At 63.3% G+C, this 22483-nt stretch carries 21 protein-coding genes and 2 pseudogenes; 15 read left to right on the top strand and 8 right to left on the bottom strand.

What is annotated here, in order from left to right; all coding sequences use genetic code 11:
- From AWC06_RS00755 to AWC06_RS00730, 6 genes and pseudogenes are all read left to right on the top strand, one after another.
- Window positions 1-132: pseudogene (locus AWC06_RS00755) on the top strand (type VII secretion protein EsxI); the annotation flags it as partial.
- An 8-nt stretch (window positions 133-140) separates the two neighbouring features.
- Window positions 141-446 (top strand): PE family protein, encoded by a 306-nt coding sequence (locus AWC06_RS00750; protein ID WP_085193388.1) that lies wholly within the window; start codon window positions 141-143, stop codon window positions 444-446.
- A gap of 53 nt (window positions 447-499) precedes the next feature.
- Window positions 500-1030: a cupin domain-containing protein gene (locus tag AWC06_RS00745; protein ID WP_227371016.1), complete on the top strand. Its 531-nt coding sequence runs from the start codon at window positions 500-502 to the stop codon at window positions 1028-1030.
- A gap of 93 nt (window positions 1031-1123) precedes the next feature.
- Window positions 1124-1885, top strand: coding sequence for an SDR family oxidoreductase (locus AWC06_RS00740; RefSeq protein WP_085193384.1), 762 nt, complete (start codon window positions 1124-1126; stop codon window positions 1883-1885).
- 130 nt (window positions 1886-2015) lie between these two features.
- On the top strand, window positions 2016-2390 hold the full coding sequence (locus AWC06_RS00735) for a cupin domain-containing protein (RefSeq protein ID WP_372458046.1): 375 nt from the start codon (window positions 2016-2018) through the stop codon (window positions 2388-2390).
- 13 nt (window positions 2391-2403) lie between these two features.
- The gene (locus tag AWC06_RS00730; RefSeq protein ID WP_085193380.1) at window positions 2404-4491 is read left to right on the top strand and encodes a M13 family metallopeptidase; all 2088 of its coding nucleotides are present in this window, start codon (window positions 2404-2406) and stop codon (window positions 4489-4491) included.
- Between the two features lie 32 nt (window positions 4492-4523).
- Here AWC06_RS00730 and AWC06_RS00725 read toward each other — a convergent pair whose 3' ends face one another.
- The 3 genes from AWC06_RS00725 to AWC06_RS23460 all read right to left on the bottom strand — a co-directional run bounded on the left by AWC06_RS00725 (window position 4524) and on the right by AWC06_RS23460 (window position 6893).
- On the bottom strand, window positions 4524-5447 hold the full coding sequence (locus AWC06_RS00725) for an NADP-dependent oxidoreductase (RefSeq protein WP_085193378.1): 924 nt from the start codon (window positions 5445-5447) through the stop codon (window positions 4524-4526).
- 13 nt (window positions 5448-5460) lie between these two features.
- Window positions 5461-6165 (bottom strand): nitroreductase family protein, encoded by a 705-nt coding sequence (locus tag AWC06_RS00720; RefSeq protein ID WP_085193375.1) that lies wholly within the window; start codon window positions 6163-6165, stop codon window positions 5461-5463.
- Between the two features lie 101 nt (window positions 6166-6266).
- Window positions 6267-6893 carry an N-acetylmuramoyl-L-alanine amidase gene (locus AWC06_RS23460; RefSeq protein ID WP_227371023.1) on the bottom strand — a complete coding sequence of 209 codons (627 nt, stop codon included), beginning with the start codon at window positions 6891-6893 and terminating at the stop codon, window positions 6267-6269.
- Window positions 6894-7288: 395 nt separating this feature from the next.
- Here AWC06_RS23460 and AWC06_RS00710 point away from each other — a divergent pair, with 395 nt between their 5' ends.
- The 5 genes and pseudogenes from AWC06_RS00710 (at window position 7289) to AWC06_RS00690 (ending at window position 13029) form a co-directional block, all read left to right on the top strand.
- Window positions 7289-7600: a hypothetical protein gene (locus tag AWC06_RS00710; RefSeq protein ID WP_227371017.1), complete on the top strand. Its 312-nt coding sequence runs from the start codon at window positions 7289-7291 to the stop codon at window positions 7598-7600.
- 233 nt (window positions 7601-7833) lie between these two features.
- Window positions 7834-8167, top strand: a pseudogene (locus AWC06_RS23455) (hypothetical protein).
- A gap of 110 nt (window positions 8168-8277) precedes the next feature.
- Complete coding sequence (locus AWC06_RS00700) at window positions 8278-9735, top strand: phospholipase D-like domain-containing protein (RefSeq protein WP_085193370.1); 1458 nt, start codon at window positions 8278-8280, stop codon at window positions 9733-9735.
- Window positions 9736-9830: 95 nt separating this feature from the next.
- Entirely contained in the window at window positions 9831-11972 is a 2142-nt protein-coding gene (locus tag AWC06_RS00695; protein WP_085193368.1) for a hypothetical protein, read from the top strand.
- Window positions 11973-12111: 139 nt separating this feature from the next.
- Entirely contained in the window at window positions 12112-13029 is a 918-nt protein-coding gene (locus AWC06_RS00690; protein WP_085193366.1) for an HpcH/HpaI aldolase/citrate lyase family protein, read from the top strand.
- A gap of 7 nt (window positions 13030-13036) precedes the next feature.
- Here the strand turns inward: AWC06_RS00690 and AWC06_RS00685 are convergent, their stop codons facing one another.
- The 4 genes from AWC06_RS00685 to AWC06_RS00670 are packed head-to-tail and all read right to left on the bottom strand — an operon-like array spanning window position 13037 to window position 16554.
- Window positions 13037-13825, bottom strand: a complete 789-nt coding sequence (locus tag AWC06_RS00685; RefSeq protein WP_085193365.1) for an enoyl-CoA hydratase — start codon at window positions 13823-13825, stop codon at window positions 13037-13039.
- Window positions 13826-13841: 16 nt separating this feature from the next.
- Complete coding sequence (locus tag AWC06_RS00680; RefSeq protein ID WP_085193363.1) at window positions 13842-14609, bottom strand: DUF1906 domain-containing protein; 768 nt, start codon at window positions 14607-14609, stop codon at window positions 13842-13844.
- The gene (locus AWC06_RS00675) at window positions 14609-15232 is read right to left on the bottom strand and encodes a TetR/AcrR family transcriptional regulator (protein WP_085193361.1); all 624 of its coding nucleotides are present in this window, start codon (window positions 15230-15232) and stop codon (window positions 14609-14611) included. Before AWC06_RS00675 ends, AWC06_RS00680 begins: the two co-directional genes overlap by 1 nt.
- A complete protein-coding gene (locus tag AWC06_RS00670) occupies window positions 15229-16554 on the bottom strand; it encodes an aromatic ring-hydroxylating oxygenase subunit alpha (RefSeq protein ID WP_085193359.1) in 1326 nt (441 codons plus the stop codon). Before AWC06_RS00670 ends, AWC06_RS00675 begins: the two co-directional genes overlap by 4 nt.
- Before the next feature lie 84 nt (window positions 16555-16638).
- On the opposite strand from AWC06_RS00670, the gene AWC06_RS00665 reads away from it, so the two are divergent.
- Genes AWC06_RS00665 through AWC06_RS00650 form a run of 4 tightly spaced genes read left to right on the top strand, consistent with a single transcriptional unit; the run spans window position 16639 to window position 21269 of the window.
- Entirely contained in the window at window positions 16639-18399 is a 1761-nt protein-coding gene (locus AWC06_RS00665) for an N-acyl-D-amino-acid deacylase family protein (protein WP_085193357.1), read from the top strand.
- A 20-nt stretch (window positions 18400-18419) separates the two neighbouring features.
- Window positions 18420-18809: a DUF4267 domain-containing protein gene (locus tag AWC06_RS00660; protein WP_085193355.1), complete on the top strand. Its 390-nt coding sequence runs from the start codon at window positions 18420-18422 to the stop codon at window positions 18807-18809.
- A gap of 56 nt (window positions 18810-18865) precedes the next feature.
- A complete protein-coding gene (locus AWC06_RS00655) occupies window positions 18866-19696 on the top strand; it encodes an LLM class F420-dependent oxidoreductase (protein ID WP_085193353.1) in 831 nt (276 codons plus the stop codon).
- 31 nt (window positions 19697-19727) lie between these two features.
- On the top strand, window positions 19728-21269 hold the full coding sequence (locus tag AWC06_RS00650) for an adenylate/guanylate cyclase domain-containing protein (protein ID WP_085193351.1): 1542 nt from the start codon (window positions 19728-19730) through the stop codon (window positions 21267-21269).
- Between the two features lie 10 nt (window positions 21270-21279).
- Here the strand turns inward: AWC06_RS00650 and AWC06_RS00645 are convergent, their stop codons facing one another.
- On the bottom strand, window positions 21280-22482 hold the full coding sequence (locus tag AWC06_RS00645; RefSeq protein ID WP_085193350.1) for a cytochrome P450: 1203 nt from the start codon (window positions 22480-22482) through the stop codon (window positions 21280-21282).
- Between the last annotated feature and the right edge of the window lies 1 nt (window position 22483).

The following is a 22483-nucleotide window of genomic DNA, read 5'->3' as shown; positions in this document are numbered from 1 at the left end:
GAGTTCATCACCCAGTTGGGTCGCAACTTCCAGGTGATCTACGAACAGGCCAACCAGCACGGCTCCAAGGTGCAAACAGCCGGGTCCAACATGGCCTCCACCGACGCCGCCGTCGGCTCCAGCTGGGCCTAGGAGCAAAGATGAACAATTCTTTCGTAACCGCACAGCCGGAGATACTGACGATAGCGTCTGATGGCCTGCAGGCCATTGGTTCGGAGGCGGTCGCCTCAAACGCTGCCGCGGCCGCCCCGACCACCGGAGTGATTCCTGCGGCGGCTGATGAGGTTTCGGCGCTGACCGCGATGCAGTTCGCCGCGCATGCCCAGAACTATCAGGCAATCAGTGCCCAGGCCGCGGCTATCCATCAGCTGTTCGTAACAACCTTGGGGACCAGTGCAGGTTCGTATGCGTCCACCGAGGCCGCCAACCTGGCCGCGCTTGGCTAACGAGTAAAAGTCGGTTTTGGCAATGGATTTCGGGCTGAGAAAGAGAGACTGCAGTGACAAGTGACATTTTGAGACCCGGCGGCCCGCCGGCTAAGACTGTCGGCCGCACCGAAGGCAAGTCCGTGTTCATTGGGACGGTCGGTGTCCGCCACATCATCGATAAGTTTCAGGCTGAAGGGCGCTTCTCCGCCCTCGAGCATCCGATGTCACCCCGAGCGCTAGCCGCACCGCTTCATCGCCACCACAACGAAGATGAGTACAGCTGGATCATCGAGGGACGCGTAGGCGCTTTGCTTGGCGATGAGGTGCTCTACGGCGGACCTGGCGACTTCATTTTCAAGCCACGAGGCCAATGGCATACATTCTGGAACGCGGGCGATGAGCCCGCCCGCATACTTGAGATCATTTCCCCAGCAGGATTCGAGCAGTTCTTCGACGAGCTTTCCGACCTCGGCGGTGTGGACAAGATATCGAAAGAGAACCTAGACGAACTCTGTGCGCGGTACGACCTGGAGATGGATATCGACAGTATTCCCGAACTCTGTAAGCGCTTCGACTTGAAATTCCCCGGTGGACCTATTTGACAGTGAGCTGTATGTTCGAAATCGCTTTATCCCCAAGCAATGTCGGCGGGAAGCAAGCTAACCCACCGCGGATGAAACTTTGAAAGGTTCAGCATGAAGATCGTAGTCATTGGCGGTCGCGGGCTTATCGGCTCGAAGGTAGCGGCCAAGCTCTCCGCGCAGGGACACGACGTGATCCCCGCCTCACGGCGGTCAGGTGTCGATTCACTCACCGGTGAAGGCCTCGCGAACGCCGTCGCCGGTGCGGACGTCGTGGTCGATGTTGCCGATTCACCGTTGTTCGACGATGAACCTGTAATGCACTTCTTCACGACCGCGACCACGAATCTCCTCGCTGCTGAACAGGAAGCGGGAGTCAAGCACCATGTCGCCTTGTCCGTAGTGGGCGCGCAGATCATGCCAGATAGCGGCTACAACACCGCGAAAGCAGCTCAGGAAAACCTGATCAAGGACTCGGGCCGGCCTTATTCGATCGTGCGGGCAACTCCGTTCTACGAATTCGCTGTTGGCTTGGCCGATTCCGCGACAGATGGAGACGTTGTCAGGTTGCCACACGCGTTGTTCCGCCCAATCGCCGCCGACGATGTCGCCACCGCCGTAGCCGGCGTGGCGGTCGGGCGCCCTATCAATGGCGTAGCGGAGATCGCCGGACCCGAAGCAATGGGGATGGACGATTTTGTCCGCGCGGGCCTTGCCGCCATTGGTGATCAACGTCGGGTTGTGACTGACGCGCAGGCGCCGTACTTCGGTGCGGTGATCGACGATCACACCCTGGCACCCGACGAGCACGCCACCATCTTCGCTACTCGATACTCCGACTGGATCGACGCGAACTTCAGCCGCCGCATTTACTGAAGTTGAATGGGAACCCAAGTGATCCCATCGCACTCTGACGTACTGCTGCGTCCGGCTGCGCGTCCGTTCGCAACCATGAGAGGGGTCACAAAAGTTGCAGGATACGACTGACTCCGAATCGGAATCAACAATAACCATCCTGCAGGAAGTACAGTCACCGCTGATTCCTGAAGGTGCCCGTGTGATGACGGTTCTCATCAAGCATCCACCGGGCGCTCCCGGTTACCCGCCACATCGCCTTCCTGGCGGTCCGGGATTCGGTTACATGATTGACGGTGAGCTGTTGTTCGAACTCGAGGGTGAAGTGCCACGCGTCCTCCGCGCTGGAGACGCATTCTGGGGACCCGGCGGCGACGTGATCCACTATCAGGACGCTAACAACCGCACTGACATTCCTTGTAGCTTCGTCCTTACATTGTTTTGCGTGCCCGGGCAACCGATGCGCGAATGGGTTACCGAAGACGAGCTTGAGGAGCGAAGGGGACTGCGCGTCACAGGAGCGTAGTAAAAAGGAATCCGTGCGCAAGTTTCTGGTGACACCGATCGTGCTGGTCAGTGGCCTGACGCTCGCTGTTTCGGGCTGCCACCACGCCGCCCAGCACCAAAACGCGCCCGCGGCCACCAGCTTCCCCGTGCAGCCGATAGCGTTCGACCTGGACAGTCACTACAACCCCTGCGACGACTTCGCCGACTACGTGAACGCGAAGTGGAACAAGGCCAATCCGATCCCGCCCGACCAGACCAGCTGGGGTGCATTCAATGTGCTGGCCGAAAAGAGCCTGCAGGAGCAGAAGCAGATCCTTGAAACCGCTGCGCAGGACGGCAAGAACCACTCTGGAAGCGAGCTCGAGCAAAAACTCGGCAGCCTGTATGCCGGCGGCATGGATACCGACACCATCAATAGGCTGGGGTTCGATCCGATCAAGCCGCGACTGGCGGCCGTCGACGCCCTCAAGACGCCCGCCGACATCGTTGACTTCATCGACAGAAGCTTCAACAACGGCGACAGCTACATCTTCGACTTCGGCTCCGGCGCGGATTTCAAGGATGCGACCAAGCAGATCGGCTACGTCAGTCAGTCCGGGCTGGGTCTGCCTGCCCCCGAGTATTACCTTCAGCCGCAGCACCAGAAGATCCGTGACGCCTACGTGGCCCACATCGCGAAGTCGCTGGAATTGATCAACACGCCGGAGGCCGACGCCAAGAAGCAAGCGGATCAGGTCCTGTCGTTCGAAACCGAGCTGGCCAAGGTTTCGCTGTCGCCGACCGAACTGCGCGATCTCGACAACCAATACCACTTCGTCAGGTTCGCCCAGGCCGACGAGGTCAGCCCGCACTTCAGTTGGGAGAAATTCTTCAAGGCGCAGGGCGTCGAGGTGCGCAGCGGTTTCTCGCTGTCGCAGCCGAAGTTCATTGCCGAATTCGATCACCTGCTGGCGACCGCACCGGTTTCACAATGGCGGGCCTACCTGAAATTCAATGTGGTCAGCGATGCCGCGTTCGCGCTCAGTGACCCGTTCCAGCACAACCGGTTCGACTTTTACGGCAAGACATTGGGTGGTCAACCCGAGCAGAAGGCGCGCTGGAAGCGGGTAGTCGGTGCGGTCAACGGCGCCATGGGCATGGGACTGGGCCAGTTGTACGTCGCCAAATATTTCCCGCCCGAAGCCAAGGCGAGGGCCGAACAACTGGTCACCGATGTGCGTAATGCCTTGAAACACAGCATCGAGAACGCCACCTGGATGAGCGAGGCGACCAAGAAGAAAGCGCTGGAGAAATGGGCGCTGTTCCTACCCAAGATCGGATATCCGGACGAGCGCCACTGGCGCGACTGGAGCGGTCTGAGCATCCAACCAGGCAACTGGTATGCCAACCTCGAGGCGGCCGACAAGTACAACTATCACTACGACATCGACAAAATCGGCAAGCCGACCGACCGCGCGGAATGGCAGATGACGCCGCAGACCGTCAATGCGTACTACGAGCCATCCACCAACACCATCAACTTCCCGGCCGCGGTCCTGCAGCCGCCGTTCTACTACGCCAAGGGCGACGACGGGGTCAACTACGGCGGCGTCGGCTCGGTGATCGGTCACGAATCGAGCCACGCTTTCGACGATCAGGGCCGTCAGTTCGACGGCCACGGCAATCGCGTCAACTGGTGGACGCCCGAGGACAAGCAACAGTTCGACGAACACACCGCGGCCTTGGTCAAGCAGTTCGACGGCTATGCGCCGATTCCGGGCAAGCCGGACCTGCATGTCAACGGCGCGCTGACGCTGGGTGAAAACATCGCCGATTTGGGTGGTCTCAACATCGCCTACGACGCGCTGCAGACCGCGCTCAAGTCGAAGCCCAGCGAAGCCGACGCGAAAATCGACGGCTTCACCGAGGACCAGCGCTTCTTCCTCAGCTCCGCTCGCATCTGGGAAGGCACCACCCGCGAGGAGGCCGAGGAATTGAGTTTGAACACTGATCCGCACCCGCCGGACGAGATTCGCGCGTTCGCCGCGGCCAGCAACATGCCGCAGTTCGCCCAGGCGTTCGGATGCAAGCCCGGCGACACGATGGTGCGCGCCGGCGATCAGCGCGTGAAGATCTGGTGATCGATCGCAAATGTGCCGACGATGCAGACGGTTTAGTCAGCGTCGGCGATTGCGATGACGGTCTTCCCCCGTGTGCGATGAGCGGGGTCGAATGCCGAGGGCGCTTCGGCCAGTGAACATACAGAACCGACGATCGGGCGCAGCCGGCCGTCGCGAAGTCTGTGTTCCAGCGCGATGAGACCGGCCCGGTCAGGTTCGACGACGAAGAAGATGGCGCGTCCGTTCTCTGGCTGCACCTGCGGCGGTTCAGCGATGGTGATCAGCGCGCCGCCGGGACGCACTAATGCCGCTGAGCGCCTGAGGATTTCGCCGCCGATCACGTCGAATACCACGTCTACCTTGCCGACATCTTCCAGGTGATCCTCTCGCAGATCCACGAAGCTGTCGGCGCCGAGACCCAGAACAGTGTCTCTGTGGTCGGCACGACCGCTGCCGATCACGCGAGCTCCCGCCTCACGAGCGAGTTGCACCGCTATGCAACCAACGGCGCCGGCGGCGCCGTGAACCAGAACTGTCTGGCCCGTGACAAGATGCGCGTGCTCGAACAATCCCTGCCACGCGCTCAGTCCGGAAATCGGCAACGCGGCGGCCACGGTGTGATCAACGTGCGCCGATAACGGCGCAAGATTACGGGCCTCCACAGCGACGTATTCCGCGAGCGAGCCGTTGCGGGCCCAGTCGGTGATCCCGAAAACCCGTTGATCCAGGGTCAATCCCGTTGTGCCGTAGCCCAGCTCGGCGACGACGCCGGAGACTTCGTGTCCCGGGATGCTGGGGGTCCGGTCGTGCCCGGCGCGGTCAGTCCAGGTCGCCGGCCAGTCGAGCTCACCCGGAGTAAAGCCTGCGGCATGAACCCGAACGATGACGTCGTTTTCTGCGGCATGCGGGCAGGGCATTTCAACTAGAGAAAGCCCACCGATACCGGCAGCGCGGTCACGCGCGACAATCGCTTTCACGGCCGGTAGTCAATCATCCCGTCGCGGCCAGGTCGGACGTCATCTCGCCGTGAGGCGGCCACAGCGGCTGCGGTACCTCTACACCGAATGGGGAATCCCAGTGGTTGCGGGATGAAACCTCTTGCACGGGACGTCGGTTGGCTGCCACACCCCACTTTCCTCGTGGGTAGCCGAGGGTCAGCATGGCCGACATCTTCCAGCCCTCTTCAACGGGGACGCCAAGTAGCTCGTTCACCCTGTCCTCGAAATTGCGGAGCACCAGCGTCATCACGCCGCCAACACCCTCGGCACGTGCGGCCAGCAAGATACTCCAGATCGCCGGATAGATGTTGGCGCCGCCGAGGTCGTCGATCGCGAAGACGAAAAGCAACAGCGGGACTTCTTCGAAATGGTCGGCCAGGTAATTTCCCGAGCCTTTTATCCAGCGCATCGTTTCGGCGTGAGCGGCCGGATCCGAACCGGGCGCCGGCGCTACCATCGGTCCGGTCCCCGTGCTGAATTTCTCGTATTCGAGGGCGCGGGCCTGCCGAAACAGTTGGCCGAACTCGCGTATGAGTTCCGGATCGTCAACGGCGACAAAGTGCCAGCGTTGGGTGTTAGCCCCGTTGGGGGCACGAACGGCCGCATCGAGGATGCGGGCCTGCGTGTCCAGCGGAATCGGATCCGGCCGCAACCGCCGCATCATTCTGGTCGTGTAGAGCGCTTCGTAGATGTCCATTTGTCTGCTCCTCACTGGATTGGCCCAGTTTGCGCCGCTGCACGGTCACTCCACTAGCGGGTTGCGGCCGTTTTTCCCACAGAATCCGACATGCGTGGTCGCTAATTGCCCGCCTCGATAGCTGCGACTTGTGCGGCGGCGTCGGGTCCGCAAAAGCGCTGGAGATCGACGCGGCCGGCGGCCAGCAGATCGTCAATGCGGTGCTTGAGGTCGCCTGAGGAGAGATGGGCATAGAGGTTGGCACCCGGGCAAGAAGTCTGGGCTAGGTCTCGATGGCCCGCCAACGTGTTGGTCGCGACGCTGAAGGTCTGCGCGGCCCATGCGAACGCGAGCGCGGCTCCGTGCAGCTGGGCCTCCGACACGACCTCTTGATCGAAGTCTCCTTCGCAGAGGACGAGGAAATGGCCTGTCGTGTCGTAGTCGGTCGCGGTGTCGCCTGCAATTTCGGTGGTGCGCAGTTCGTAGAGGTTGCCATTGCGGTCGACGCCGACGTGATATGCGATGTCGACCCATCCCAGTTGGTCTTGGTGGTAGCGCTGGTCCTGGCGGAAGCGGCCTGGGGCATTACGGTTGTCGCCGAGGACCACAGCCTCGTGGTGGAGGGTCAAACGGGTGATGGTGTGGGGCCGCCCTCCGGGGCGGGCAGGTCGCGCGCCCCAAGCATCTCGGCATAGCAACGGTGCTGAGGTGGGTGGGCGCGCAGGTGTCGGCCCCGCTGGTGGCCCCATCGCCAGGCTGGTACCGGTTGCCGGCGCCGCAGCATGACTCGGAGTTGAAGGCGGCCGCGGAGTGGTCGCGGACGGCTTGCTCGAGCAGCCGCTCACGCTGGAGGCCAAACCGAGTACGCCTGCGAGTCGGAGCAGCTGGCGGCGATTGACGAAGTCCGAGGGTTCGTTGGGCCGCTCGGGCCCCGGCACATCCATGGCCTCACGATACGGACGTAATTTTGGCTGGCGGGCACGTTTTCGGATTGCGTGGGCTGTGGCGATGCGGCGCTGTTTCGCCCGTCATCCGTAGTACACGTGGCTAGCGCGCGGCCGGACACCACGAGCGTTGAAAAGGTGAAGGGCGCGGGCCCGAGGTACGGCCTATGCTTTCCGCGCACGAGGGTGGGTAATCGACGATGAGCTCCAGCGATGTGGAACGGTACATGGGGCCGACGCTGTCGGCCCTCGGCTTCGACCTTGATGAGGTTGACCCTGATGTCGTATACGGCGAGCGCCCGGCATGGGCAGTGTTCTACCGCGGTCCGGATTGCAAACTTCAAGTGTGCTGGTCAGCCAGAGAGGGCGGCGTCGACTTTATGCTGGCACCATTAGATGCGCCGAATGAGTTCGGACTCGACAACAGGTCGAAGAAGTGGCGCTTCATGTTCGCTCTCAGCGGTATGACCGACGACTTGGGGTCGCCGCCTCTAGGCGCGGGGAATCGATGAAGTGTGGGCGTGGCGCAAGGCACTGTTTGACACGCACTTCGAAGCGGCTCGACATGCACTCGCGTCCCACTAGTCCGGTGGAACCTTGGTACCGCCAGAATGGCCTGAATCTGAGCTTGAAGAACTGGTAGACGGGGGAATCCTTGACGCATACGGACCGTGCCTCGGACGATAAGTCGGCGAAACTCCAAATCGAGATAAATCGGCTGTCAGAGGAGCTTGGCGTTCGTCCCATGCCGGTGGGATTCCGAACCAGGGATGGCCTGAATATTTATATCGCCGATGACGGCTCCTATCACTTCACTTTCTACGAGCGAGGACAACTCGGCTTCGACCGGTCGGGCAGCCTCGACGACCTCCTCTACTGGTACTGCAGCGACATCCGTCAGAGATCAAGCGGTCGAACGGGTGGGGGATCGAGCAGAACGCTTCAAGGCCGAGTACCAGGTGCTAAGCCGCTTTAATATCGATTGGGCAAAGAGAAATGTCCGGGAGACTGCCGCTATGTTCCGTAACGGCCAGCCGCAGGACATTGCCTTACTTCCCGACATTGGCGAGGCGCTATGACGGGGCGGCATCGGCGCGACGATCGCTCTCGGTGTAAGCAGCGCCGACTTGAACGTGATAGATACTGCATGTGTCCGCTCTGAACCGTCGAGGTCGATGAGAGATCCAGCATGCGCGACGATCGACTGCTGACTCCCGGCCAGACGTGCTGGTGTGTGGCGCGCGCCGATCAGTTCGCCTACATCGTCGACGCGGCAGACTACTTCAAGTACGTAAAGGCGGCGATGTTGCGCGCCCGGCACCGAATCATGCTGATCGGTTGGGATTTCGACGCCAGGATGACATTCGAGCGGGGCGCCAGCACACTCCCCGGCCCCAATCAGCTCGGCGCCTTCCTCTATTGGATGCTGTGGAAACGATCAGTTCTCGAGGTCTACTTGCTGAAATCCAACCTTCGTCTGCTCCCGGCGTTTGACGGCATCTGGTTCGGGCTCACTCCCGTCGCGTTTGTGAACCAGATCAGTAGCAAGCGAATGCACTTCGCCATCGACGGCGCCCACCCGACTGGATCGGTCCATCACCAAAAAATCGTCGTCATCGATGATGCAGTTGCGTTCTGCGGCGGCATCGACCTCACGGCCGGCCGATGGGACACCCGTGCGCATCAGCATGACAGTCACGGCCGTCGGACAATGGGTCGCAGCTATGGGCCTCGGCATGACGTGGCAGCAGCCGTCGACGGTGCGGCCGCTCGCGCGCTTGGTGAGCAAGCTCGAGTCCGGTGGCAGAGCGCGACGGGTCGATCGTTGGCGCCGGTTGAGGCGAAGCACATCACCTGGCCGAACAAACTGGAACCGGCGCTGCGCAACGTCGACATCGGGATCGCGCGCACCTTGCCGGAGCTCGACGGTCGCCCCGAGGTCCGAGAGGTCGAGGCGCTGAACCTTGCCGCCATAGCGGCGGCACGCCACACGATCTATCTGGAGAACCAATATCTGGCGGCCCGACGCCTCGTCGATGCGCTGGCCGATCGACTAAGGGAAGACGACGGCCCGGAAATCGTCATCGTCCTTGCTCGCAGAGGCAACAACCCCCTCGAGCGGGGGACGATGGACAGCGCACGCCACCGGCTCATTCAGGTGCTCTGGGCAGCGGACAAGCATCGCCGGTTGGGCGTCTACTGGCCGGTGACCGACGGCGGTACGCCGATCTATGCCCACTCGAAGTTCTTGGTGGTCGATGATCGGCTACTGCGCATCGGCTCGTCGAATCTCAACAATCGGTCGATGGGGTTTGACAGCGAGTGCGATGTGGCTGTCGAGGCCGACGCTAACAGTCCGGAACACAATGACCTCCGCCGCCAAATCACTTCGATCCGAGACGATTTGGTGTCCGAGCACTTGGGTGTGTCTCTCGACGAGCTTGAGCATGCGCTGCTCCGGCACCGGTCGTTACTGAAGACCATCGAGGCGCTTCGAGGTCAAGGCCGGACGTTGTGTCCATTTACCGAGCGCACCGTGGACGGGGAAGCGGGCCCGCTGGCGGAGACCGACCTAGTGGATCCCGACCATGTCCCCCGATCCCTGACGCGAAGCGTGCAACGGTTCATAGCGGGCCTCAGGGGTTGACTGGGGCCTAGGCGGATCAGGGTCGAGGGCGTGTCTCAAGTTACGCCGTTGCGGGTACAGCATGCGCAAGGCAAGCCGAACACCTGGGAGTCGACATGCAACGCCCCGACACGATCATCGAAATTCATCGCGAACGCGTCCAGGATCAGACGGTCGAGATGTTCAGCGGCGACAAGTACACGCAGTCCGTCGATGGAACCGGATACTCCGCGACGGCTACTCTCGACCTCACGCTGGATCGCGTCTGGTTCATCCTCGATTCGCAGCAGCGGCTGTGGCAGGAGGAGATCGACGGTGAGTCCCGTGATCCGTTGCGGCATTTCGCGATCGACCTGGTGATCTTCGATTCGAAAATCGTCATCGATTCGGTTACCTGTATCCCGCTCGTCGAATTGCCGCCCGCGACCATCACCATTCCGGACGGACCGCGCGCAGGAGAGTCGCGCGAAATTCCCTACCAAGAGATTCCCCTGTTCGGACGGTTGACAATTCACGACCAGCTCGAGCCGCACCAAATAGGGCCGGGAAAGCAGACGATCGCACTGAACTTCACCACGCAAGATGCTCCTGTGCTGGTGGCCACCTCGCTCCGCGATCAGTACGCCACGCGGCTATTCGGTCCGCACATTGAGCGCCGTTCCGAAGGCGACGTGGTGTTCACCGGACAAGACCCCCGGATCAGCTGGGAACTTGACTACGCCGAGGCGTATTGGATAACCCACTGCATCGCCGGCGAACTGATGGTGAACCTGGAAAAGCTCCAGCATCCGAGCCTCTCCGACGAGGAGGCAAGGATCAGGGTGCTCGATTCGCTGGGCGCCCAGATCGCCGACGCGGTCCGCCCGAAGCTTGCCGAGATGGGTGACAACGGGATTCAGAAACTGCTGCCGTCACCGGTGGACGTCGACCCAGAAGCCCGGGACGACAGCACGTTTAAGGCTCTTGACGCCGTTGTGCAGCGCTTTGAGGTCGGTGATGCGATCCAGGAGTCCATGGTGGTCCAGCTGCAGACGTTGCGCGCGCTGCCATCCGGTGAGGAGCTGCCCGCGTCGATCCTGGCCGAAAACCCGCATGAGAAGACTGGATTGGCCGTCACCGGGTGGAGCATCCTGCGACAGGTCCGGGACACCGTGATGAAAAGCTTTGGTCTCGACGAGAGCGACTTCGACGCGGATGCGCCGTGTTTGCTGGCGGGCCCGAAGACCATCAATATCGGCGGTCAGGACCGAAGCCTGGACGCTCTCGACGCCGATATCGTGCCCCGAACCGAGGACGGCCGGTTGGTCGTCGACGGAACGGTGAGCGCCGAAACCAAGATTTACGACTTCGAGGCCACCTTCAAGGTGACCTATGAGATGGGCCTTGACGGCATACCGCGCGACCCGAAGGAGCAGGAGACCCGGCGGGCCGACCGGGAAACCATCGAGAGTCTCGAGCAGGCACTGAAGGCCGCGGGCGACAAGAGGCGTGCAGGTGAGCTCAGCGATGAGGATTACGAGGCGGAAGTCAAGCGAGTCAGCGAGCGGTTCGATGAGCTGCCGCGGACAGTGGGTGTGCGACCGGCGCAGAATCCCCCGGATCCGGAAGTGAACCCGAACTTCAATCTGACGGCCGCGGGCAAGGTGGCCGCGGCGGCGGGCACCGCGGCTGTTGTGGGTCTGCTTGCGCTGCCGGTGACCTGGGCAGCTGGGGCTGCAGGAGTGGGGGCCGCCGGCGCAGGCGGTCTTTTGACCCTGGCGATCGCGCAGTACCTCACCACCGTGTTGACGATCGACTGGTTCGGCACTGGGATCGGGTCGCGTCAAGTCAAAAAATCGCTGAACGACTGCCCGGAGGGGACGTCGCTGCCTCCAATCGGAATACCGGTTGACGTAGACCTCAACCGCCAGCGCCTCGCGGTGTACTTCCGTCCCTTGCCGGCGAAACTGTGGGTTAGTTGCATTACGGCTGAGCAGGCGGAAGGCCAGGAAGATGGCCGTGGCGACATTCGGCTCCTCGGTGGCCGGTGGCCCACCGATGGCCAGCCCTGGAAGCTTTCCAACGACGACGCCATGTTGTTCGTCGATTCCGGAGAACTGCAGCTCTTCGTAGAGCTGGACAGCGGCGACCGTAGGGAGCTGCCGATCGGCGTTGTCACCGCAGCCGATGGACGACGCTGCCTCCAGGTGCAAGGTAACGACCCCGACAGGCTGCACCGGCTTCCGCCATGCTCTCCCACGACGGATCGCGACTCGTGAGGCGTTCAGCCAAGCCACAAATCGCCGGAGACGAACCGCAATGTGGGATACCCGTCTGACCACGCGTTTTGCGATGCCGTTACGGTCGGGACTAGAACGACGTAGACAGCGACAAGATAAAGAAACGGCAGATCAACCGATGTCCGAACAGATCGACACCCCAGCGGCGGACCCGACCGGCGTCGGCTCACGCATCGAACCGGTTCTCGCCCGGAGCTGGTTATTGGTCAACGGCGCGCACCCGGACCGGTTCGAGGACGCCGCGCGCTCACCCGCCGACATCGTCGTCCTCGACATCGAAGATGCAGTCGCTCCCAAGGACAAGGCGACCGCCCGCGACAACGTCGTACGTTGGCTTCGCGCCAAAAACGGCGATTGGGTCCGCGTCAACGGCTTCGGCACACCTTGGTGGGCGGACGATTTGGCCATGCTCGCCGGCACCTCGGTCGGCGGTGTGATGCTGGCGATGGTCGAATCGGTGGACCATGTCACCGAGACAGCCAAACGACTGCCCAACGTCCCGATCGTGGCCCTGGTCGAGACGGCCCGAGGTCTGGAGCGCATCACCGAAATCGCCGCGGCCAAGGGAACTTTCCGGCTCGCCTTCGGCATCGGTGATTTCCGCCGGGACACCGGTTTCGGAGAAGACACCGCCACGTTGGCTTACGCTCGGTCGCGCTTCACGATCGCCGCCAAGGCGGCCAACCTGCCCAGTGCAATCGACGGGCCGACGATCGGCTCCAACCCGCTCAAGCTGATCGAGGCCACGGCTGTCTCCGCAGAGTTCGGAATGACCGGCAAGATCTGCCTTACCCCCGACCAATGTTCCGTGGTGAATGAGGGGCTATCGCCGTCACAGGATGAAATCGGCTGGGCCAAAGAGTTTTTCGCCGAGTTCGAACGCGACGGGGGAGAGATCCGCAACGGGTCTGACCTGCCGCGCGTCGCCAGGGCCACCAAGATACTCGAACTGGCTCGGGCGTACGGCATCGAAGTCGCGGAATTCGAGGACGAACGAGTTCACATGCCCGCGCCGTCGGACACCTATCACTACTGAAAGCGGCCTAGCGCCCTCGCCACGTCGCCGGACGCTTTTCGAGGAAGGCGCACATGCCCTCTTGAGCGTCGTCAGCGCGGGCGTTCATCGCCATGACGGCTTTCGTCAGGTCGTAGGCGCGGTGTTCATCGAGCTCGATCTGCGCGTAGAACGCTTCCTTGCCCAGCCCTACCGTCAGTGGGCTGGAAGTCACGATGGCGTCGACGATCGCGCCGAGTTCGTCTTCGAGGGCTTCCGCCGGGACGACGCGGTTCACCAGGCCCCAATCCAGCGCCGTCTCAGCGGTGATCGGCCGGCCGGTGAGCAACATCTCCAGCGCACGCTTCCTGCCGATTGCGCGCGACAACGGCACCATCGGGGTCGAGCAGAAGAGACCGATCTTGACTCCCGGGGTGGCGAAACGGGCGCCGTCCGCGGCCACGGCGAGGTCGCAGGCGCCGACCAGCTGACAGCCCGCCGCGGTCGCCATTCCCTCGACCTTGGCGATCACCGGTTGGGGTAGGCGGTGGATGGTTTCCATGAGCTCGGTGCAAACGTCGAACAGCCGCTGGTAGAACGGGACGTCGCGGCCGATCATTTCGCCCAGGTCATGGCCCGCGGAGAACGCCGGGCCGACGGCGTCGACGACGATCACCCGCACCTCGGGGTCCGCGCCGAGCCGCTGTAGCCGGGCGATCAGCTGTTCCATCAGCTCGAGGCTCAGCGCGTTGCGTTTGTCCGGCCGGTTGAGCGTCAGGCGCGCTACCGGCCCGTCCGTGCGGGTCAAGACGGGCGCCTCGGCCGCGAGCCTGCTCATGCAGGCGAGCATACGACTATCGATGTAAATCCCACTGCCCGAAATCGGCCGCGAGGACCTCGTCCACATCCAGGTGGGTACCTCCGACGAGCACGCCCGGATTCGAGGGGGTGTTGACCACAACCTGGTAAAGCACCGCTGCGGGCTCGCGCTGACCACCAGACCACGCGATCGTCTGCCATGCCCACCGGTGACCCGCGGTGGTTGAGTGCCCTATGACGTTGTCTTTGATCGCCCACGCGCAGGCACGCGCATGCCCGTAGATGCCAGTGCGGTCCACTCCCAGCACCGAGTTGATTCCTCGAAACCATTCGACCGCAACGTTAATCCAGGTGCTGAGGTCGATGTCCTCGTCGATACTGAAGAAGATCGGCGCCGAATTCCCGCCTCCGGCCGCGCCGTGCAGTCGAAGAGCCGTCTGAGCGTCGGCCACGCCCCCGTCGTGCCCTCTCGTGAAATCCGACGGGGTGGGCCAACCGGGCTTGCCGTACTGGTAGTTGCTGACGATCTGGAGACCCGCTGCGCGTAGCGCATCGGCATACTCGCGGGTGACGGGCTTGAAATCGAAGTTTGCGCCCGGCCGCGATTCGGCCACGTAGACCACTGCTCCGTCAAAGCCCGCCGCTTTGATCTGGTCCGGCGCGACGATGTGCTCCGTAAAGTCGACCAGTCTCATGTTGGCAGCCGACGCCGTCGGCGCGTTGGATGTCGCAGCCAACGTTCCCAGAATCGGTGCGGCGCAAGCATATTTGAGGGCTTCGCGTCTCGAAAGGTCGTGCATCATCAGTTCTCTTTGGTCTGCAAGGGCGCCAGCAACGCATTGAGTCCGTATTCGAAAACGGCATCGTAGTCGGTGGGGGATTGCAGCGCCTCGACGAGGGCTTGGTCGGGCCAGTCGTCGGTCCACAGCGACGGATCCTCTTCGTCGTGCTTGGCTCCACGCACGGCCGAGAACTGCATCACGGCCGACGAAATGACGTGAACCTGGACTGCTCGCAGGATGAGTGCGGCATCGGTCCCGGCCACCCCCAGTTCGGCCAGTAACGCCGCTAATGTGCGCTGAATCGGCAGGAACAGCATCGGCGTGCGGTCCTGTTCATGCGCGATGCGCAGCAGGTGTTGTCGCTCGATCAGTACCCTGCGCTGGGAGCGCGCAAGTGACGCGATGCGTTCGACTGTGGTGTCACCCTCGATGGGCAGATTCGCCATCTGAGAAAGCAATCGATCGACCAGGCTGTCGAAGAGTTTGTCTTTGCCTCCGACATGCCAGTAGATCGAGGTGACCGCCACCCCGAGTTGCTCGGCGAGGCCACGCATGGTGAACGCCTCAACCCCGTCCAATTCGATCAGCTGTGCCGCAGCGTCAAGGATCGCCTCGGCAGTGATGGCCTTGCCCGGCGTCGTCACGCGGTCTCACCTCCGGTGATGCGCTCGGAGTCGGGCAGCTCGAGGTAGCGTTCGAGGTTGCGGTGCATGTTGATCACGCGTCGTTCCTCGTTGGACAGCGTCAAATGCGTGAACCCGGGCTGGTGCAGGCCGCGCTGAAGTCCCGCCAACACCGTGATGTCCTGGGTCATCACCAGACCGGGGTCGGCCTCGCCCGCCTTCAACCGAACGTCGGTGGGCTTGCTTCGCGGCGCACCGTGCGGCATACGCGTCCACAGGAACATCACGAATTCGCCGTGATCAGGATCAGGCCCGGGACGTGATGCCATCACAGTCAGGTGGTCGGCGTTGGTGAGCAGCGTCAGGTTCGGAAAGACGTTGTACTGGTGCAGTCGCAGCACTTGGTCCGTGCTGGCCCAACTCAGATCGACACCGCGTTCGGCGGCGAAAGCTCTTGTGCGCTTTGCGATCACGTCGGCCACCGATTCGCCCGGTTCGAGTTGTTCCGCGGGGAACGGGGTGCCTTCCGCGACGCCCATCAATGCGCCCTGGGTGGTCACATAGGCGTCCCACACCTCACTGTCGGTGAGCGTTTCTTTGAGACGTGGGCTCTGCACACCATAGAGTTGTTCGGACTTGCCTGTGTGTCCCCAAATCACCTGCGGCGCATACACATCGTCCATGCACCTGTGCAGCTCGGGATGCAGCGTCTGGATGTGATAGGTCTCGCTGTAGCCGTCGGCGATCGTCTTCCAGTTGGCCTCGACCTCAATGGTCATGGTGGCATAGCAACGGAAGTCGCCCAGTCTGCACCACGCGATGTCCTGGGGCACCGCCTCCAGGTAGTCGATCAAGGGGATCGCGTTGACGTCGAGGTTGACGAACACGAGTCGTTCCCACGTGTCGACGCGGGCCGCGAACAGTGGATACTCCGACATCTGCAGAGCCCCAAATCCCTTGCGGTTCGGGACCCGCTTGAGCGCGCCGCAAAGGTCCCACGTCCAGCCGTGATAGCCGCAGCGCAGTTCGCGCAGGTCCGAACCGGAGCCGGCGCACAGTGAATTGCCCCGATGCCGGCAGACGTTTTGAAATGCGCGCAGCACGCCGTCGTCGCCGCAAACGATCAGTACCGAGTATGGGCCGCAACGGTATTCGAAGTAGTCGCCGGGTTCGGCGACGTGGTCGACCGTGCAGGCGACCTGCCAGACACTCGGCCACATCCGCTCCACCTCAAGCCGTGCGAACGTCGTGGAGATGTAGCGCTCGGCGGGCACCAGGGTGGGGCGTTGTGGCGGCGTGCCGATCGCGTCCTCAGACCGGGCACGGGTTGCTTGGGTCGTCATCGCAGCGCTCCCGCCTTCCCGAGTGTCTGTAACGGTGTTACATTGACCAGAGTAACGGCTGGCACGGCATCCGAGGGAGTAATCGTGTTCGACCTCAAGATCACCGGCGGCATCGTCGTAGACGGGACGGGTGCGGATCGATTCGACGCCGATGTCGCCGTCAAGGACGGCAGGGTCGTCGAGGTTCGCCGTCGGGGCCCTGACGACCCGCCATTGGAAGGCGAGGCCGCTGAGACCATCGACGCGTCCGGAAAGATCGTCGCGCCGGGGTTCGTGGACATCCACACCCACTACGACGGCCAGGTGAGCTGGGACGACCTGCTGGAGCCGTCCAGCAGTCACGGCGTGACCACAGTCGTCACCGGTAACTGCGGCGTGGGCTTCGCCCCGGTGCGGCCGGGTCAGGAAGATTGGCTGATCGGGTTGATGGAGGGTGTCGAGGACATTCCCGGCACCGCGCTGACAGAGGGCATCTCTTGGGGCTGGGAGAGCTACCCCGAATACCTCGATGCCGTCGAAAAGCGGGAATTCGCCGTCGACGTGGGCAGCCAGGTAGCCCACGGCGCGGTCCGCGCCTACGCCATGGGCGAGCGGGGCGCCCGCAACGAGCCCGCATCCCCGGAGGACATTGCTGCGATGGCGCGCCTAGTGCAGGAGGCCGTCGAGGCCGGCGCGCTGGGCTTCTCGACGTCGCGCACGCTCGGTCACCGGGCCATCGACGGCGAGCCGGTTCCGGGAACCTATGCCGCGGAGGACGAGCTGTTCGGACTCGGCCGGGCCATGGCTGCCGGCGGCCAGGCCGTCTTCGAGCTGGCCCCTCAGGGCGTGGCTGGCGAGGACATCATCGCGCCCAAGAAGGAGCTGGAGTGGATGCAGCGCCTCGGCGCGGAGATCGACCGGCCGATTTCATTCGGCATGATCCAGGTCGACGCCGCCCCGGACCTGTGGCGCGAACAGCTGGACATCTCGGCGGCCGCCCACGCGGCGGGCAGCCGGTTGTACCCCCAGATAGCGGCACGACCGTTCGGCATGCTGTTCGGTTTTCAGGGGCATCACGCCTTCACGCACCGCCCGACCTTCCGCCGGCTGAAGGCCGAATGCAGTCGCGAGGAGCTGGCGCAGCGTCTCGCCGATCCCGCTGTGAAGGCCGCGATCCTATCCGAGGACGACCTGCCGCCGAACCCGAACGTGTTGTTCGACAACATGTTTGCCCTCGTTCAATACTCGCTTGGCCGGCTCTACGCGATCGGTGATCCCCCCGACTACGAGCCGACCGACGAACGCAACGTCGAGAAGATCGCCGCCGAACGCGGCGAGGATCCCTTGGCCACGCTCTACGACCTGATGCTGGAGTCCGACGCGACGGCAATGCTGATGCTGCCGTTCTACAACTACTGCTACGGCAACCACGACGCGATCCGGGAGATGCTCATGCATCCTGCGGGCGTGGTCGGACTGTCCGACGGCGGGGCGCATTGCAGCATGATCTGTGACGCGTCGTATCCCACCTTCCTGCTGACACACTGGGCACGCGATCGTCGCCGTGGGGAGAAGCTGCCGCTGGAGTACGTCATCCGCAAGCAGTCTCACGACACCGCGCAGCTGTTCGGGCTTTCGGACCGCGGGGTCATCGAGGTCGGAAAGAGGGCCGACGTCAACGTGATCGACATGGATGCCCTCACGCTGCATGCCCCGCGGATGGCTTTCGATCTGCCGGCCGGTGGTCACCGGCTGATCCAGGGCGCCTCCGGCTACACCGCCACGATCGTCAACGGGGTGGTCACGCGCCGCGACGGCGTCGACACCGGGGCACGGCCCGGCCGGTTGGTACGCGGCGCGCGCTGAATGCATCTAGGCTGCGGCACATGTCGATCGACCGTGCCGCATTGGCCGCAGGCAGCATCCGACTTGCCTCGGGAATCCAGTTTCTCGTCGACCCCGTGCGTGCGAACCGGCTGTGGGGCGACCGGGACGAGCCGACGCCGACGGCACGACTGCTGTTGCGGTCGATGGGCTACCGCGACGCCTTGATCGGCGGGCTGCTCGCGACGGCGGCGTTGCGTGGCAAAAACACGCGGGGCTGGTTTCTTGCCTCCGCTGGCGCCGACGCCTCCGACCTGCTCGGCGGGCTGAGCGTTCGTGACGAGATGAAGGGCTCACAGCTCATCGGCCTGGGTGGTGCTGTGATCGGCATCGCCGTCGGGCTGTGGGGCGCGGCGCGACCGAAGAAGCGCATACCGGAGACGCCGGAATAAGTTCGCGCCGACGCGCTGTTGCCTTTCATCATTAGACGTTGACGATGGGAGCAAGCATGGGTTTCGGTGTCCTGACCTTTGTCACCGACGAGGGAATCAGTCCAGTCGACCTGGGCGTGGCGCTCGAGCAGCGCGGGTTTGAGTCGCTTTTCCTCGCCGAGCACTCGCACATCCCGGTCGACGCGCAGACCCCGTATCCAGCGGGCGGCCCGATTCCGCCCAAGTACTACCGCACGCTGGACCCGTTTGTGGCGTTGACGGCGGCGACGATCGCCACCGAGAACTTGGTCTTGGGCACCGGCATCGCGTTGCTCCCGCAGCGCGATCCGATCCTGACGGCCAAAGAGGTCGCATCGCTGGATCTGGTGTCGCAGGGGCGGTTTCGCTTCGGCGTGGGCGTGGGCTGGTTGCGTGAAGAAATCGCCAACCATGGTGTTGACCCCGCGGTGCGCGGACGCGTGTCTGAAGAGCGCCTCCGTGCGATGATCGAGATCTGGACGCAAGACAAGGCCGAATTCCATGGGGAATTCGTGGACTTCGACGCAATCTACAGCTGGCCGAAGCCGGCGACCAAACCGTATCCGCCGCTGTATCTGGGTGGCGGTACCGCAAGTTTCAAGCGCATTGCCCGGCTGAAGGCCGGCTGGATCTCCTTGAGTCCATCGGCGAAAGCTCTGTCGGGTGAGCTCGAAGAGCTGCGCACTGTTGCAGGCCACGACGTGCCGGTGATCAACATCCATATGGGAGAAGAACCGAAGGCCAAGGACGTTGAAGGCTACCGTGATCTCGGCGTAGAGCACGTGTTGGTGGAACTGCCGACCGAACCTCGCGATCAGACGCTCCGACGTCTGGATGAGCTGCAGACCGAGTTCGCCAAACTGGGGTAAAGCCTGCGCCCGGGCAACGTACGCTCAGCCCGTGGCGGACACGCAGTATGCATCCTGCGGCGACCTCAGCCTGGCGTATCAGTTGTTCGGCGACGGGCCGGTCGAACTCGTCTTCGCGGGGTCGTTCGTCAGCCACGTCGAGATGTTCTGGAGCATGCCCGAATTCGGAGCTTTCATGGAGCAGCTCTCCACGTTTTGTCGTGTGCTGCTGTTCGACAAGGCCGGGGTCGGGCTGTCCGACCCGGTACCGAAGGTTCGCACGCTGGATGATCGAGCGGCCGAGATCGAGGCCGTCATGGACGCCGCAGGCTTCGAGAAAGCGGCCCTGATGGGAGTCAGCGAGGGCGGGCCGGCCACTATGGTCTTCGCCGCAACACGGCCGGAGCGCACGCGGGCGTTGATCCTTACCGGCACGTCCTCGTACACAGGCTTCGGAGGGTGGGAAGAGCTCGATATGGACCCCGCCGATCTGCGGGCACGCGCCGCCTCTGAGTTGGGCGAGCACTACGCACCTTCAACGGAGCAAATCAAAAACGGACAGAAATTCGGCCGCGCCACCCTCTCGGAGTGGGGCAGCGGCGCGGCACTCAAGTGTTTCATTCCGTCGGTCCGGTCGATACGCCAGCTCGGAATGTTGGAGCGCATGAGCGCGAGCCCGGGAATGGCGCGGGCGACGCTCGAAGCCTCGTTTCGGATGGACGTCCGGCCAATCCTGCCCGCGATCGCGGTGCCGGCCCTTGTCGTCCATGCCCGCGACGACCCTGCCGTCCCAGTGCAGTTGGGCCGCTACCTCGCCGATCACATCCCCGGAGCGCGAATGCTCGAGCTCGACGGTGCGGACCACGCACCCTGGTTCACCGAGCCGGACAAGATCACTGCCGAGGTCGAGAAATTGCTTACCGGAACTCATGCGGCGCCGTCACAGTCGCATCGCGCCCTGCGCACTGTGCTGTTCACCGACATGGTCGGGTCGACGCAACGCGCCGCGGAGACGGGCGACGAGCGGTGGCGTGCGGTGCTGCAGCGCTTCGGTGAGGTTACGGCCGAACTCGCGGAACGATTCGGCGGGAGCGTGGTGAAGAGCACGGGCGATGGCCACCTCGTCACGTTCGACGGCCCGACGCAGGCCATCCGCTGTGCGGAGGCCCTGCGTGACGATGCCGAGAAACTGGGCATCGAGATTCGCATCGGCATTCATACCGGCGAGTGCGAGCTGCTGGACAACGACATCGGGGGGATCGCAGTACACATCGCGGCGCGGATCATGGGCCAGGCCGGCGCCGGCGAAATCCTCGTCTCAAGCACCGTCCGCGATCTTGTCGTGGGCTCGGGGACGGGCTTCGAGGACCGCGGCAGCGTCGAGTTGCGCGGTGTACCCGGCAGCTGGCAACTGCTTGCAGTCGACCGCCACGGGCCGCGGGCAGAGTCACCCGAGGCGCAGCTGGCGTCAGCCCCTACCCCCGGCCCTCGGTCTGTGATGCGCCGTTCGGACCGCGCGGTCGCCATTATGGCCAAGCGGACACCATGGATCCTGCGTGGCATGGCCCGGCTCGCCCCGGCCAGGAGCGACTAGCAAGCCAGTCTCAGGGAAGGACGACACGCAGCCGCTCCCAGCCGCGGACCGTCGACGTGGGCGCGAGTTTCAAGCTGTCGTAGTCGATTTCCCATTCGGGCCACCGGTTGAGCAACTCGTCGAGCGCAACCCGGCCTTCCAGGCGTGCCAGATTCGCGCCCAGGCAATAGTGCACACCCTTGCCGAACGTGAGGTGCGAGATGTTGTCGCGGTGGATGTTGAAGGTGTCGGGATCCTTGTAGCGCAACGGGTCTCGGTTGGCGGCGCCAAACAGCAGCAGGATGGCGCTGCCGGCGGGCACAGTGGTGCCGTAGGCCGCGTAATCGCGGATGGTGTAGCGCGCGACGTGTGGGCCGGTTGGCTCGAATCGCAACGTTTCGTCGACCGCGCGCGTCAGTAATGACCGGTCCTGCGCGACTTCTCGACGCTGTTCGGGATGCTCAGCGAGCACCTTGGCCAGCCAGCCGATCAGCCTGCCCGTCGTTTCGTTGCCCGCACCGGCGACGACCTGTGTGTAGTGCAGTACCTCTTTGCGGGTGAGCTTTCTCGTCACGCCGTTCTCGTCCTCGAACTCGACGTTGAGCAACGCGGTCATCAGGTCGTCGGAGGGGTTCTTGGCGCGCCAGTCGACGTAGTCGGCGTAGATGCGGCCATCGGCGATCGCATCGGGGTCGGCGACCTTCATCGGTGTGCCGGGCCTGGTGCGCAGGTTGGCGTCGTTGGCGTCGCGCACGCCGATCTGCTCGTCTTCGGGGATGCCGAGCAGCATGCCGATGACGCGCATGGGCATCATGGACGCGAGTTCGGCGATGATGTCGAAGCTGTCCGTCCCGACCATCGGATCCAGGCATCGCACACAGTAGCGCCGGATCTGGTCCTCGATGGCGGCCATCCGCCGCGGCGTGAAGACCCGGGACATCACTCCGCGCAGCATCGTATGCACCGGCGGGTCCTCGAACATCATCACGCCGGGGGGCATGTCGAATTTGGACTGGACCAGTTCGAGGATGTCACTTCGGCTGTTGGAGAACGTTTCCCAATCCGACAGTGCCGCTTCGACGTCGGCGTGGCGCGAGATCGCCCAGAAGTTGTAGCGCTCGTTGTAATAGAGAGGTGCCTCGTCGCGCAGCCGGGCGTAGATGGGATAGGGGTTAGCGGTGATGTTGACGTCGTAAGGGTCGTAGTAGACGTCGGTGTCATGGGTAGTGGTCATG

Origin of the sequence: Mycobacterium fragae (assembly GCF_002102185.1) — a bacterium.
Lineage (GTDB): Bacteria > Actinomycetota > Actinomycetes > Mycobacteriales > Mycobacteriaceae > Mycobacterium > Mycobacterium fragae.
The sequence above is the reverse complement of the archived record's forward strand: the minus strand, read 5'-3'. Positions and strand labels throughout refer to the sequence as shown.

Coding starts and splice junctions, on each gene's coding strand:
- AWC06_RS00750 (WP_085193388.1), top strand. CDS start 141: ATGAACAATTCTTTCGTAACCGCACAGCCGGAGATACTGACGATAGCG.
- AWC06_RS00740 (WP_085193384.1), top strand. CDS start 1,124: ATGAAGATCGTAGTCATTGGCGGTCGCGGGCTTATCGGCTCGAAGGTA.
- AWC06_RS00720 (WP_085193375.1), bottom strand. CDS start 6,165: ATGGACATCTACGAAGCGCTCTACACGACCAGAATGATGCGGCGGTTG.
- AWC06_RS23460 (WP_227371023.1), bottom strand. CDS start 6,893: ATGGGGCCACCAGCGGGGCCGACACCTGCGCGCCCACCCACCTCAGCA.
- AWC06_RS00710 (WP_227371017.1), top strand. CDS start 7,289: ATGAGCTCCAGCGATGTGGAACGGTACATGGGGCCGACGCTGTCGGCC.
- AWC06_RS00700 (WP_085193370.1), top strand. CDS start 8,278: ATGCGCGACGATCGACTGCTGACTCCCGGCCAGACGTGCTGGTGTGTG.
- AWC06_RS00695 (WP_085193368.1), top strand. CDS start 9,831: ATGCAACGCCCCGACACGATCATCGAAATTCATCGCGAACGCGTCCAG.
- AWC06_RS00690 (WP_085193366.1), top strand. CDS start 12,112: ATGTCCGAACAGATCGACACCCCAGCGGCGGACCCGACCGGCGTCGGC.
- AWC06_RS00685 (WP_085193365.1), bottom strand. CDS start 13,825: ATGAGCAGGCTCGCGGCCGAGGCGCCCGTCTTGACCCGCACGGACGGG.
- AWC06_RS00680 (WP_085193363.1), bottom strand. CDS start 14,609: ATGATGCACGACCTTTCGAGACGCGAAGCCCTCAAATATGCTTGCGCC.
- AWC06_RS00670 (WP_085193359.1), bottom strand. CDS start 16,554: ATGACGACCCAAGCAACCCGTGCCCGGTCTGAGGACGCGATCGGCACG.
- AWC06_RS00660 (WP_085193355.1), top strand. CDS start 18,420: ATGTCGATCGACCGTGCCGCATTGGCCGCAGGCAGCATCCGACTTGCC.
- AWC06_RS00655 (WP_085193353.1), top strand. CDS start 18,866: ATGGGTTTCGGTGTCCTGACCTTTGTCACCGACGAGGGAATCAGTCCA.
- AWC06_RS00645 (WP_085193350.1), bottom strand. CDS start 22,482: ATGACCACTACCCATGACACCGACGTCTACTACGACCCTTACGACGTC.